Raw genomic sequence first — 13966 nt, 5'->3', positions numbered from 1 at the left:
CATGCGCATAGCCATTGCCAGCGGTAAGGGCGGGGCAGGCAAAACTACGGTTTCGGCCTCCCTTGCACAGGTGTGGAACACACCCGCCATTCTAGTGGATGCCGACGTGGAAGCCCCCAACTTGCATCTTTTCTGCGCGCCCGCCATTACTTCCAGCACGTCCACCTTTCTGGAAGTGCCCATTCTGGATGCCACCGCGTGCACACAGTGTGGCACCTGCCGGGAAGTGTGCAGGTTTATGGCCTTTGCCAAACTGGGTAAAACAATTTCGCTTTTTCCTGAAATGTGCCACGGCTGCGGCGGCTGCATTGCCCTGTGCCCGGAAAAAGCCCTTGCCCCAGGCCAGCGCCTTTTGGGCACACTGGAATGCGGCACAGCCATGGGGGGCAAGCACGCATTCCTTATGGGCCGCTCCCGCATTGGTGAAGCCATGACCCCGCCACAATTGCGGGCCTTGCAGAAAAAACTGGAGTTGCTGCTTGCGCAAAGCAAAACAACGGCACAACCGTATACAGACGCCCTTATTGACGCCCCCCCCGGCGTAAGCTGCCCGGCCATGACGGTGGCCCAGGAAGCGGATATTATTTTGCTGGTGGTGGAACCAACCCCTTTTGGCATTCACGACTTTACACTGGCACACAGGGCATTCTTACCCCTGCAAAAACCCATTGCCGTGGTCATGAACCGTGCAGGCATACCCGGCAATGCAGGGGATATGGAACTTGCCGCCTATTGCCAGCAGCAGGGGCTGCCCATACTGGGCCTGTTGCCCTTTTCCCAGGAAATAGCCGGGCATTACGCCCAGGGGGGCATTGCAGCCACGTGTTCCAGTACCTGGGAAAAGCACTTCACCCACCTGCGTGACACGTTGCAGGCCTTTGCCGCAAAGGAGCTTGCCAATGCCTGAAATTGTTGTTTTAAGTGGCAAAGGGGGAACAGGCAAAACCTCCCTCACCGCCGCCTTTGCCCACCTTATGCACAACGGCATTGTGTGCGACCTGGACGTAGATGCCCCGGACTTACACATTCTTCTTGCACCCCAAGTGCAGCAGGAACATGCCTTCATTTCCGGGGTGGAAGCCCGCATAGCCCGGGAACACTGCACATACTGTGGCCGTTGCGAAGTAATGTGCCGTTTTGAAGCCATACACCAACAGGGCAACAACCTTGCGGTAAACCCGCTGCGCTGTGAAGGGTGCGGCGTGTGCCACGTTGTGTGCCCAAGCAACGCCATTTCCCTTACCCAAAAACATTGCGGCCAGTGGTATGAAAGCAGCAGCCGCTTTGGCCCCATGGTTCATGCCCAACTGTTCCCAGGTGAGGAAAATTCCGGCAGGCTTGTTTCCGTGCTGAAACAGCAGGCCAGGGAAACAGCCAAAAAAAATGCCCTGGACCTGATACTGTGCGACGGCTCACCAGGAATCGGCTGCCCGGTAATCAGCTCCCTTTCCGGTGCGCACCTGGCTGTGCTGGTGGTGGAGCCTACCCCCTCCGGCCAGCATGATTTTTTACGGGTGGCAGACCTGTGCGACCACTTTCATATTCCGGCCAGCATTATCATCAATAAAGCAGACCTGAACCTTGCAATAGCCGCTGCCATTGAAAACCTGTGCACAGAACGGGGCTATGCTGTGGCTGGCAAGCTGCCCTTCAACATGGACATAACAACCGCCATGATTGCCAAACAGGCCATAACAGAAACGGCCTCCCCCCTTGGGGCAATGGTGGTGGATGCCTGGGAAAATATTCTGATACAACTGAAGAATGGCGCGCGCAAACGCACGTTGCCTTTGTAACCATATTTATTCTTAACTCTGCAATATACAAGGAGACACACTATGACAACAGGGACAATTGCCGTTCCTTCCACACAGCCCGGTGGCGTAGATGCCAAGGTAGACATGCACTTTGGCCATTGTGGCATTTATACCATTGCCAAGGTGGAAAACGGAAAAATTACTGCTGTAACAACGCTTGAAAGCATCCCCCATGCCCAGGGGGGCTGCCTTGCCCCGGTGAACCACCTTGCCTCCCACGGCGTAACCACCCTTCTGGCCGGGGGCATGGGCATGCGCCCACTTATGGGCTTCCAGCAGGCTGGCGTTACTGTGTGCTTTGCAGGCAATTGCGCCACCGTGGGGGAAGCGCTGCACGCCTATACCGAAGGCAAACTGCAACCCTTCAGCACCCAAAACACCTGCACTGGCGGGTGCGAGGGGCATGAATAACAAGCACCCTTCTTGCGTGAAACGGGGCTAATCCCACCAGCCCTGCCACAACAAAAAACCGCCATGCTGCTGTTATGCACCATGGCGGTTTATTTGCTATTGATGGCGGAGAGGTATGAGATTTGAACTCTTGGTGCCTTGTGAGTACACACAATTTCCAAGCGGATCAAGGTGGTTTTGAGCGTTTACTAAGGGCTAAAGGATGGCGGTATTACTGCATTTTCCGAGAGGGACGGGAGCGGAGCAAAGAGGATTGGTGGGGGGAAGGTATGCACGGCGGTATGCATGGGTACCCCTACGGTATTTCACCTCGCTAGATGCCGCTTATGCGCTCTTGGGTGTGGCATTGCAAGCTCTTTTCTACCCTTCCAGCATGGCAATATATCTATCCAATTCCGCTTCTTCATACTCCCCTATAAGATTGAGCATGGCCTCTGCGGAACCAGTGCTGTAAAAACTGCCAAAGCAGTCATAGTAGCGTTTTCTGTCTGTAAATTTTACACTAATGGGCAAATAGCCATGTTGCAGCAGTTGAAGGGTAATGAGCAATCTGCCTGTTCTGCCATTGCCGTCAATAAAGGGATGAATGCCTTCGAATAAAAGATGGAACAGGGCTGCACGCTCAAAAAAGTTGTTATTCTGCATAGCTTCGTGCTTTTGTATAAGCTCTTCCATTTGCGGCATAATCAGGTATGGCTGCGGCGGAGCATGCACTGCCCCGGCAATGGTTACCGGAACCCTCCTGTACACGCCTTTGTCCTGCGCCCTGTCCACCAGCACAAGGCTGTGAATGTCTTTAATGACTTTTTCCGAAACAGGTACCTGTTGCTGTACCAACTCCAGAATATACAGGAAGGCGTCCCTGTGCCCCACGGCTTCCAAATGCTCTTTGAGGGGCTTTTTATCAATAGTTATGCCCTCCAGCACCAGGGCCGTCTCCCCCAGGGTAAGGGTGCTGCCCTCAATGGCATTGGAGTTGTAAGTGTTCTCTATGATAAATTCTTCGCGCAAGCGGGCTACTTCACCAGCGGTTAAGGGGCGCAGGGCGGCAAGCTGCTCTTGCTTGCGCTGGAGGCTTTCAAAGTCAAATGATTTCATAGGCCCAGTTCTTCCAGGTATTTCTGTAGCTGTTTTTGCGGGGGGCTCACTTGAATTGAGCAAATAACATGCAATGTTAATTGATATTCTGGAATAGTAAAAATGAGAATACCAACATAATGGTATCGTGTGTTGCGAGGATGCCATTGCAAGCTGCCCGCGCAAGGAAAAAACACATTTTAACCTGCGTTACAAATACACGTGATTTCCAAGCGAATCAAGGCGGCTTTAGGGGATTACTGAGGGGTGAAGAGTGGCGGCATTACTGTTTTTTATGAGACGGGGGGGAGTACTGGGGATTGGTGGTGGGAAGGTATGCACGGCGGTATGCATGGATATATCATGAGCTACTTTTATAATATAACCCTTTCACCACTCAGCAACATTTTGATGGTTTTATCAAAGTCGCTTTCAAACAACCTGTCCTGCACAATGCGGTATTTCTCAAACTCACTCTCCGCATATTGTTTTGCCGCATCCATGCTTATCTTGCCGTTATGCTGCAATACTTCCATATCCGCAAAGGTCAGGAAGCCATCAAGCCGGGTTGCCCAGTCTTCCATTGTCATGGGAACTTTGCGCCTTGCCCGCTCTTCCGCCAAGTCGAGCCATGCGCTGACAATGCGGCCTAAGGACTCAAGCTCCTCTTTTGCCAGATAATTTTTGGCAACGGCTACATCTGTCTTCAGTATTTTGCCCTCCGGGGCACGTTCCCAATTTGTCAGGCCCATGTGGGGCTTGTCGCTATCAGCCCGTCCGTGTATCAACTCGGCGGCGGTATGGCCATGAATGGCAAAGTGCAATTTGTTCTGCACAGTAGCGAAAAAGGCACGGGTGGTTGGGGCATCCTTATTGTAATCCACACTGGTGGCATATATGTCGGTAATTTTTTGGTAGAACTTGCGCTCACTGAGGCGGATTTCCCGAATTTCTTCCAGTAGCTGCTCAAAATAGTCTTCACCAAGAAAGGCTCCGTTTTCCAGGCGTTTCCTGTCCAGCACAAAGCCTTTAATGGCAAACTCCCGCAAGACCTGCGTGGCCCATTGCCTAAACTGGGTGGCCCTCACGGAGTTGACCCGATACCCCACAGAGATAATGGCATCCAGGTTATAAAAATCCACCTGCCGGGAAACATTGCGCCCACCTTCCGTTTGAACTATTCGGAAATTCCGAAGAGTTGCCTCGCGTACCAACTCACCAGTATCATAGATATTTTTCAAATGCTCGTTGATGGTGGGCACACTAACACCAAAAAGCTCTGCCATGAGCTTTTGCGAAAGCCAGACAGTTTCCTCTTCATACCGGGCCTCTATGCTCTGTTCCCCTGCCTGCCCGGTGAAAATGAGAAACTCTGCTGTGCTGTTGCGAATAAGGCGCACGGCGTTTTTGTTATTTTGCTTACCCATACCTACACCCCAAATACCTGCATCACTTCATCGCCGTAGTGGTTAATAACCTTAACGGCAATTTTGCCTGTTTCCGGCTTGGGGAAGGGGCGGCTTTGGGTGCAGTAAAGGCTGGCCCAGGCGGCTTCGTCAATTTCCGCTTTCAGGGCGCGTTTTAAGCGGGCATAGGGTTCTCCCTCGCCCGTAAAGTAGGCGTGGCGCACAAAAAAGCTTTCGCCATTGTACTGGGTATCAATAAACCAGCAGGCAATGTCTTTGGTGGAATTGGAGCGCACTTCCCCGGTGGTGGGGTCGTAAATATCCAGCCCTTTAATTTCCACCACAATTTGCCCGTCTTTTTGCGGGTGCACCAGCACGTCTGGTTCGCCAAACACCATGAACAGGTTACCTGCCCCGGTTTTTTTCAGCAGGTCGTCGCCCATGGCCAAATCCGGGTTCATGCGGGCAGGCAGTACGGTAAGGTTGCCATAGCGTTTTGCTTCTTCACTCACGCTGGGGTCAAAGGCAAAGCCGCACACAATAAGCAGGTCAAAGCCAATGCCCAGCACCGCTTCTTTGGCGGCTTCCTTCACCAGTACAGAACCCACGGTGCCGTGTTCCGGCCCAATGCTAATGGCTGCCCGGCGGTTTTTGCCTTCTTTGTCGGTATAATGGCCTATGGCTTGAATGTATTTTCCGGCAAAAGGCTCCATGCGGTCAAACTTCAGGCGTTCCGCTTTATTGGTGTTTTGCACCCCGGCCTTGTTCAGGTTTTCCAGAATCATACTGGCAAAATCCTGTTGTTTTTTTGCTTCCTGCTCTGTCACGGTGCCGTCCAGGTTGGCGTCTGCCACGGCCAGCACCCGGTGGGGGGAAAGGCTTTCCACCGTAAAGGGGCCAGCCACCCGCACGGCCTTTTTATTTTCATAGGGCTGGTCAAACAGGGTTTCTGTTTTTGCATGGCGTAAAATGGCGGCGTCTAGGGCTTCCTGGCTCATGCCTTTGGAAATGTCCGGGTTGTTGGCAATGCTTTTTAAGGTAATGTGGGGCACACGCTTGTAGACAAAACCCTTGCGGATGTCGCCGCGCAAAGCTTCCTGCGAAGTGGGGCGGTTTTCCAGTTCGGCTGCTTTCTGTTCCCCTTCGGGGGAATCTGCCAGCAGGTAATAGGGGAAGCTGGCACCCATAAGCCGTGTGCGGGCTAGGGCCAAGGCCACGCGAGAGGTGTCGCAGGTTATCCAGCGGCGGCCCCATTGCTCTGCCACATAGGCGCTGGTGCCGCTGCCACAGGTGGGGTCAAGCACAAGGTCGCCGGGGTCGGTGCTCATAAGGAGACAGCGTTGAATAACGCTAGTTGCAGTTTGTACAACATATGTTCTCTGGACTCCAATTTGCATGGAATCCCAGCGATCCCCAATGGGGATTACGGGAAAATCATCTGCAAACCTTCTATAGCGGATAACAGTCCCCATGACTTCAATTCTATTTGCAACTGCAAGTCGTTCAAGTCCTGGTATTGTTGTTTTCCAATGCGTATCACCTCGAGGAATATATTTTTTCCCTTGGAACTCAAATGCCTGAATCTCTGAAGATGCTCCATCTGAATAAAGAGGAGCAAGCTGGTAGCGCTTAGTGCCTGCGGGGATTTTACCCGTAAGCATCTCTTCCTTAGTAAGTCGACGGTTTTCATTGCATGTATTGAGAAGCATATCATAGCGATCTAGTGACGTATCGCCTACATTTCTTTCGCTATACAATGAGCGATATTTCAAATGAGCCTTATTTTTTCCTGCCCATAATACATAATCAACAGTAGAGGATAGATAGCTTGCCTCTATTCCTCCTGTTTTTTGGAAAGAAATTTGTGCTACAAAATTTTCCGCACCAAACACTTCGTCCAGCAAGCAACGCACCAAGTGTACGTTTTCGTCACCAATCTGCACGAACACGCTGCCGCTTTCGGTCAACAGTTCCCGTGCCACCACAAGGCGGTCGCGCAGGTAGGCAAGGTAGGAGTGTATGCCCAGTTCCCAGGTGTCGCGAAAGGCCCGCACCTGTTCGGGCTGGCGGGTTACATCTTCGGCTTTGCCGTCTTTCACATCGCGTTTACGGGTGCTTACCTGCCAGTTGGAACCGAATTTGATGCCATAGGGCGGGTCCAGGTAAATGCACTGCACTTGGCCTTTCAGCCCTTCTTTTTCCGCAAGACTGTTCATTACCAGCAGGGAGTCCCCCAGAATCATGCGGTTTTGCCAGTGCCCCTGGTGGTTGTAAAAGTCCACGCGCTGGTCAAACTCTTTGGGCAGGCCGTTGAAGTCGGCAAACAGGGTAAGCTGGTCTGCGCTGTGCTTGGCCTTGCGGGGCATGTCATCAATTATGGCCTGGGGGTGAATTTTTTCCTGTATGTAAATGGGCACCACAGGCACGTTCAGGTCTGCTGCGTCCTGCTCGTCCTTGCCTTTCCACACCAGTTGCGGGTCTAGGGAAACATCCCTTGGGTAGCGCATGGCTTTGGGGCTGTTTTCATCATCCTGTACAAAGTCGCGCAACTCTTCGGTGGGTATGTTCACCCGGCTGTCCTGGTGGCGCAAGGAAGTAACAGGGGTGGGGGCAGCAATTTTTTTAGCCATGGGGAGTTTCCTTATTGCCTTCCGCCAAAAGAGCGTTGATGGCGTTTTTCACATTCCAGGGGTCGGTAATTTCAATAAAGGCCCAGCGCCCAAAGCCGCCATGGTTGTTCACGGCAGGCACCCACAAGGTTTGGGCAGTGGCGGTTTTGGCTTCTTTATCTTTTTTCATTTCCCCGGTTACTTCAAGAATAAGATGCAAGGGGTCTTCCTGCCCGTGGCCGTCATTCAGGCACACAATGAAGTCCGGGTGGTAATTACGGCTTTCCCCATTGTGGGTGTAGGGTATGGTAAAGCCAAGGTTGTGGTTTTTCGCATAGCGCAGCACCTGGGGCATATCTTCCGCTTCCAGGCTTTGGGCCAGTTTTTGTTCCCAGGTGCCTGTGTCTGCCACTACGTGGGAAATGTGGCATTTGCTGGCTTTGGTGGGGTACACGGCGCGGCGGGTGTCAAAATCAACATAGTCTGTGCTGCCTATGGGGTCGTAAGGCTGCATTAGGGGTTGCAGGCGCACGGTACCGCTTTGCCCCCGCACAATGGCGTGGTAAATGCGTTCCGCCGCATTGGCCACATGCTGGGTAAGCAGCAAGAGTTGCGGGTAGGTGTTGTCGTGGCACACCACATGGTGGGCAAGCCATTCCTTCACAATGCCCACCAGTGTGGGGAAAAGCCAGGGCTTGCTGTGGCCTGCATCGTCCCGGAAATATTGTTCCAGCATGTAGCGGGCCAGCTTGAAGGCCACTTCGTTCAGGCGGTGTTCTTTGAGTTCATCCAGGGTATGAATGCTGGATTCCCCCACAATGGGGGCGTTTTCCGTTTGTGTGGGCATGTCTTTGGTGGAAAGGGTCATGGTGGAGCGTTCCGTAAAGCTGGCTTCCAAGTGTTCCCCCGGCAGTTCGTAGCGGTAGCCAGCAAGACGCGGGAAGCGAATGCGGCAAGCATCCCTGCTTTCCAGCGCCCGCACGCGGGTGGGCGTGGGGCCGGGTTTTGGCCCCTGGGCGGAGCCGCTGCATGGAATAAACGAAAAAGGCACGCCGTACACTTCTGCATATTCGGCATCGAAATAGCCAGCTTCGTTCACGCTGTAGCTAATTCTTCGCAGTGCCCGGCCCACCACCTGTTCACACAAAAGCTGTGTACCAAAGGCCCGCACCCCAAGAATGTGGGTAACGGTGTTGGCGTCCCACCCTTCCGTAAGCATGGAAACGCTGATGACGCATTTAACATGCTCCCCAAGCTTGCCCGTTTTGCCCACCGTGTTCATGACTTCGCGCAGCAGGTCTTCATCGGTAAGGTTTTCGGCATCGCGCCCAGGGAAGCGCAATTTATATTCGTCTTTGAACTCATCAATTTGGCGGGCAGCAATTTTTTTGAAGTCATCGCTCATAGCCTCGCCCGATTCAATCTGTTCGCTATCGACCAAAATAGTATTGGGGCGGTGCAGCCAGCCACCGTTGCCGTCATCGTTGCGAAAAATGGGCAACTGCCCGGCCTGTGCCCGTTTTTCTCCGTCAAAGTCTTTTTCCCAGCCTGCAATATAATCGTAAACCATTTTGGAAACGTTGGTGTTGTTACACACCACAATGAACACAGGCGGGGTAAGGCCGCTGGCTTTTGCTTCCGGGTTATTTTCCCACTGGCGGTACCATTTTTCATAGTTGCCATACAGGCTAAGCAACGCACCCTGCAATTCCAGGGGGAGTTTGGGTTCACCGCCCACAGCTTCCGTTTTACGGCCTTTTCTGGGCAGCTCTTCGCGTATGCGGTGCCACAGTTCACGGTAGGTGGGCTGGGTGCCTGTCATGGAGTTATCTTCCACTGGCACACGGGGAATTTTTACAAGGCCGGACTCAATGGCATCAATAAGGGAAAAGTCGGAAACAACCCAAGGGAACAAAGTTCCTTCCGGGTTGCCGGAGCCTTTCAGGAAAAACGGCGTGGCAGAAAGGTCGTATACGCAGCGCACCCCTATTTTTGCCTTAATGGCCTCCAGCCCGGAAATCCAGACACGGGCTTCTTCTTCCCGTGTTTTGGCTTCTGCGCGTTCATCGGCATCCAGTTTTTCCGCTTCGGCATCGGGCTTTCTGCGGTAGCAGTGGTGGGCTTCATCGTTAATAACAATAATGTTCTTTTTATTGCCAAGTTCCCTGCACACACGGCGGGCCATTTGGTCGGGTGTTTCTGTAAACACCCCGGGCTGCCCCTGGGTGGCAATGACCTTGGTAAGCTTGCCCACCTTAATTTTTTCCCGCAACTGGAAGGCATGGTAGTTGGTGATAACAATTTTTGCCTGCCCCAGGCGCTCAAGAAGTTGCGGGGGCAACAGGTCGCGCTGGCGGTAATAGTTGGCAGGGTCATTGGGCAGCAGAACGCGCAGGCGGTCGCGTATTGTTATGCCGGGGGCTACCAATAAAAACGCATCGGAAAAGCGGGTGTCTTTGCTGTTGGCCAGTTTGTTCAGGGCCTGCCACGCCATGAGCATTCCCATAACCACAGTTTTGCCCGTGCCGGTGGCCATTTTGAAGGCCATGCGGAACAGGCCGGGGTTGGCATTTTCGTTAGCGGTGTGCAGGGCGTTTTGTATCCATGCATCATTGGCTTGTTTGGCAACTTCTGTAATGTAAATAGCGGTTTCCAGCGCTTCAATTTGGCAGAAAAACAGCTTTTTCTCGCGCTCCTGGTTTGTCCAGTAGGTAAGCAATTCACGGGTTACATGGGTTACTTCCGGGTAACCACGCTGCCGCCAAATGCGCACCCTGGCACGAACGTCATTCACAAAGCGGTTTTCTTCAATGCGGTCTTGTGTCCATTCAGTGCCCGGCAAAACAAGTTGCTTACCCCGATTTTTTTTGGATTGGGCAATGGGAATAAAATATGAGCTAACACGCCTGCCCTCGTCTATCTGGTCGGTTATGCCTTCTTCCGTAAAATGGAAATGCCTTGTGGGTTCCGCAAAAGGTGTGTTGATAATTGGATTTTCGATGACAACCTGACGCATAGAAACTCCAGGGGCGTTGTAAATGGAGGGGCAGAACGGCAAACGGAAAAAGAATTACGCTCTTGTAAAGTTACTTCAAAAATGCAGTAAATGCAAATTCCAGGCACGTTACTTCTTACATTATACGGGGAGAGATTGTTATTTCGGGGGTAATGGCATGGTGCAGTGTGAATACTTTTTTTCACACCTGAACACAAAAAAACGGCCCCTGGAATTGCCGGGGGCCACTCTCTGTCAGAATAAGTTTGCTCTTACCCCTACAACTCATGCAGCGGGATGCTTAGCGTAATCTCAAAGCGGCTATAAGTAACGTATTCTGGCCTTCCTGTTACTTAGCAGGGCACCCCCCCCACCTGCCCCGCCACAACAAAAAACCGCCATGCTGCTTTTACACAACATGGCGGTTAATTTGCCATTGATGGCGGAGAGGAAGAGATTTGAACTCTTGGTACCTTGTGAGTACACACGATTTCCAATCGTGCTCCTTCGGCCGCTCGGACACCTCTCCGTATCGAGGCACGTTCTAGCAAACCCGGCGGATATTAGCAAGGCTAAAAATGGGGAAAATTGCAAACAGTGTTGCTTTACGCCTTAAAAAAGCGCCATGCCCTTGAAATGTACTGCTTCTGAAATGAGGCAATACAGGCGCAAAACATTAGTCCCGCAAGGGTATTTGCATGCCCGCCTGCCGGAATGGGGTCCGCCCAAGCATATACAAAATTAAATTCCCCCGCGTACCGCCCTTGCCGCAAAATGGGAACAGGCACCCACGGCAAATGTGGCAAAACAACAGCCTGGGCAAGGGGGGTTGCAGTGACGTTTTCATAAACAAACCGCAGGCCCTGTAAGGAGCCTGCGGTACTGTGAATAAACCAAGGAATACGTCCATTACCCTGGGCAATGGACCCCACACACAAACAGCTTCACCTGTGCTGTTAGTGTTTGTGGGCTTTCTCCGCCAAGGTAGCAGCCGGTGTAAACTTAACAGATTTACGTGCCGGAATTTTTATGGCTACACCTGTGCGAGGGTTTCTGCCTGTGCGCGCGGAGCGCTGGGTAAGCGCCAAGGTGCCTACACCGGGCAACCGCGTGCCACTTTCCGTAAGTGCTGCTTTGGCTAAAATGCTGCAAAATGCGTTATATGCTTTTTCAGCAGCCGCTTTGGTGGCAAAAACGTCAGGTACTTCCTGCTTCAGTGTGGCAATGAACTCAGCTTTGGTCATAACACACCCCCCTCTCTTTTAATTAAGATTAAAGAAAATGCGATACGCATCCATCGTATCATTTACAGGTAGCGCTACAATAGCGCTCAACCGATACCTAGACAACACTTTTTTTATTATTTTATAAAATTAAGCTGACAACACCCTGCAAAAACAACTGTTTTGCCTGTTAAATTACAGCGATACGCATGTGCTACTCACTTTTTTGTATTAAGTCATAGCCTAAGCGATTTGCCATGTATTGCAACGGAGCGATATTTTTGGTCACCCGCATAATACCCAGCAATGTTTCTGCGCTCAGCTTTGCCCCTTTATCATAAGGATTAACTTCGCGTAGCAGCGTAGGGTAGGCTTTGCCCACTGCTTTGGCAATGTTTTTTGCCGGGACTTCACTTTCAACCACCAGGGAATGTATTATCGTATTCAATTGCTTTCTCATATTACCCCCACAATGTATGGGATGTTAGTATGTTAGTAAAAGGTGCCTTACGTTATAGGTAAACATCATATACGTTTAGTCAAGGGAACTATTATCATTAGGCAGATGTTTTCCTAATTTTTAATAGCCTCTTGCCGCATCTAATTACGGCACAGGCCATATTACGTTCTTGCATTTTACCGCACCTTATCCTTTACATTCTTGCCAAGGCTTATTACTTTTTCTTTCTGGTTAATAAGACCATTGCAAAACTACGTGTTAAAGCGTCCCCCCAGTGGGTAGGCGCTTCAAGGCCATTGTGCGCAAGTCTTGTTTATTTCATTTTAACGGACTGGAGTTTTATATGTCTCACATTACCGTTGCCGTTCATGGTCTTGGCAATATTGGTAAAAAAGTGATTGAATCGCTGGAAGCGGCTTCGGATATGCGCTGCCTTGGGGTGCTTCGTCGTGCTTCTTCCCTGGGCACTGAAAGCCCGGCATTACGCGGCGTTCCTGAGTTTACCAGCCTCACAGAGCTTGCCAAGGCACAGGGCCAGTTACCGCAGGTGGTTATTTTGTGCGGGCCTTCCCGTGCTGTGCCAGCCGATGCAGCCGCCTACCTTGCCGCCGGCGTAAACACCGTGGATAGTTTTGACATTCACCAGGAAATTCTCCCTTTGGTGAAGAAATTGGATGAAACTACCCGCGCACATGGCTGCGTGAGCATTAGCGGTGCTGGCTGGGACCCCGGCACAGATTCTGTTTTCCGTGCCTTGTTTGAAGCCATGGCTCCCTCTGGCACCACCTTCACCAACTTCGGCCTTGGCCGTTCCATGGGCCATTCCGTGGCAGTAAGAGCCTTGCCTGGTGTGGCCGACGCGGCCTCTTTGACCATTCCCATGGGTGGCGGCCGCCATTCACGCCTGGTTTACGTGCTGCCCCAAAGTGGCATAAGCGAAGCCAGCATACGCGAAGCCATTGCCGCAGACCCCTACTTCATGCACGACCCCCTGGAAGTACGCTTTGTGCGCACCCCGCATGAACTGGCCAGCGTTGCCGACAATTCCCATGGTGTGCTCATGGAACGCACCGGGGCTTCCGGCCTGACTTCCAACCAGCGCTTGCAGTTTGACATGCGCATTGACAACCCAGCCATGACCGCCAGTGTGCTGGTGGCCTCTGCACGCGCCACCACACGCCTTGCACCTGGGGCTTACACCCTGATTGACGTGCCCCCCGTGGCCTTGCTCCCTGGCGAGCGTTTGGACCATGTTGCACGGTTGGTATAACCCGCAGCGCAAGGACAATGCGTGGGAGAAGCAGACGTGCCTGCACCCACAGCAGAAAACTTGCCGCAAAAATACCCCGCCGGAGCATATGCTCCGGCGGTTTTTTTATTTGTGTGGTGTCTTATAAGGAGAGTAGTAAGGGTTCCTGGAAAAACGACATAAATGGTGTTTTAAGGGTGTTTGTGCCGTTTGGCAGATGTGCGGTGCTGATGAAGCCATTTGAGGGCTGTATATTGCACTGTGAAGGTGCAGGTGCGCTTAAGGCGTGTATGGTCTATGAGTAAGAGGAGGACGCGGCAACGCTCAACGCATAAGCACCCACATCGATGCACACAACGCGAAGCATGCACCCATTCTTCATGGTGACGGCACCAATAAAAAAGCCCCCTGGCCGCGTTTGGCAGACAGGGGACCAATATGGAGTCGGGAGTATTGCCATGGAGGCTTATGTTAACATCTTCCCTAAAGCCGACGGCAGTCGCGAGCGTTAGCGAGCCGTGGAGCGATAAGGCGGGGCGCAGGTAGCTTTGCCGCCGAAGCATGTACCCGCCGCAGGAGCGAAATAAGAAAACGGGAATCTTTACAGATTCCCGTTTCGGTAATTAATGTTGGCCCCGGCCTACGTTCCCACCTATAAATAGGCAGTATCATCGGCGATGAGGGGCTTAACTTCCAGGTTCGGAATGGAGACTGGGTGT

At 52.2% G+C, this 13966-nt stretch carries 10 protein-coding genes, 1 tRNA gene and 1 rRNA gene; 4 read left to right on the top strand and 8 right to left on the bottom strand.

Features of this window, described 5'->3' with window-relative positions:
- Position 1 precedes the first annotated feature (1 nt).
- The 3 genes from G497_RS0108100 to G497_RS0108090 are packed head-to-tail and all read left to right on the top strand — an operon-like array spanning position 2 to position 2228.
- Positions 2–907: a nucleotide-binding protein gene (locus tag G497_RS0108100; protein WP_027187773.1), complete on the top strand. Its 906-nt coding sequence runs from the start codon at positions 2–4 to the stop codon at positions 905–907.
- Positions 900–1796, top strand: coding sequence for an ATP-binding protein (locus G497_RS0108095; protein WP_027187772.1), 897 nt, complete (start codon positions 900–902; stop codon positions 1794–1796). Before G497_RS0108100 ends, G497_RS0108095 begins: the two co-directional genes overlap by 8 nt.
- Positions 1797–1838: 42 nt before the next feature.
- Positions 1839–2228: a NifB/NifX family molybdenum-iron cluster-binding protein gene (locus tag G497_RS0108090; protein WP_027187771.1), complete on the top strand. Its 390-nt coding sequence runs from the start codon at positions 1839–1841 to the stop codon at positions 2226–2228.
- Positions 2229–2588: 360 nt separating this feature from the next.
- On the opposite strand, the gene G497_RS0108085 is transcribed toward G497_RS0108090, so the two are convergent.
- From G497_RS0108085 to G497_RS0108045, 7 genes are all read right to left on the bottom strand, one after another.
- The gene (locus tag G497_RS0108085) at positions 2589–3326 is read right to left on the bottom strand and encodes a Fic family protein (RefSeq protein WP_027187770.1); all 738 of its coding nucleotides are present in this window, start codon (positions 3324–3326) and stop codon (positions 2589–2591) included.
- Between the two features lie 353 nt (positions 3327–3679).
- Positions 3680–4732 carry a virulence RhuM family protein gene (locus G497_RS0108080; protein ID WP_027187769.1) on the bottom strand — a complete coding sequence of 351 codons (1053 nt, stop codon included), beginning with the start codon at positions 4730–4732 and terminating at the stop codon, positions 3680–3682.
- A gap of 2 nt (positions 4733–4734) precedes the next feature.
- On the bottom strand, positions 4735–7341 hold the full coding sequence (locus G497_RS0108075) for a site-specific DNA-methyltransferase (RefSeq protein ID WP_027187768.1): 2607 nt from the start codon (positions 7339–7341) through the stop codon (positions 4735–4737).
- Entirely contained in the window at positions 7334–10336 is a 3003-nt protein-coding gene (locus tag G497_RS0108070; RefSeq protein ID WP_027187767.1) for a BPTD_3080 family restriction endonuclease, read from the bottom strand. Before G497_RS0108070 ends, G497_RS0108075 begins: the two co-directional genes overlap by 8 nt.
- Before the next feature lie 419 nt (positions 10337–10755).
- Positions 10756–10844, bottom strand: a tRNA-Ser gene (locus tag G497_RS0108060).
- A 427-nt stretch (positions 10845–11271) separates the two neighbouring features.
- Positions 11272–11559, bottom strand: a complete 288-nt coding sequence (locus G497_RS0108050) for an HU family DNA-binding protein (RefSeq protein ID WP_027187764.1) — start codon at positions 11557–11559, stop codon at positions 11272–11274.
- A gap of 193 nt (positions 11560–11752) precedes the next feature.
- Positions 11753–11998 (bottom strand): phage regulatory CII family protein, encoded by a 246-nt coding sequence (locus G497_RS0108045; RefSeq protein WP_027187763.1) that lies wholly within the window; start codon positions 11996–11998, stop codon positions 11753–11755.
- Positions 11999–12341: 343 nt separating this feature from the next.
- Between G497_RS0108045 and G497_RS0108040 the strand changes: the two genes are divergently transcribed.
- The gene (locus tag G497_RS0108040) at positions 12342–13268 is read left to right on the top strand and encodes a diaminopimelate dehydrogenase (RefSeq protein WP_027187762.1); all 927 of its coding nucleotides are present in this window, start codon (positions 12342–12344) and stop codon (positions 13266–13268) included.
- A gap of 606 nt (positions 13269–13874) precedes the next feature.
- Here G497_RS0108040 and rrf read toward each other — a convergent pair.
- Positions 13875–13966, bottom strand: a 5S ribosomal RNA gene (gene rrf, locus G497_RS20865); the annotation flags it as partial.

It is taken from the genome of Desulfovibrio cuneatus DSM 11391 (assembly GCF_000430005.1).
GTDB classification, from domain to species: Bacteria; Desulfobacterota; Desulfovibrionia; order Desulfovibrionales; family Desulfovibrionaceae; genus Frigididesulfovibrio; species Frigididesulfovibrio cuneatus.
Note: the sequence above shows the minus strand (reverse complement) of the source record. Positions and strands in the feature narration are given on the sequence as shown.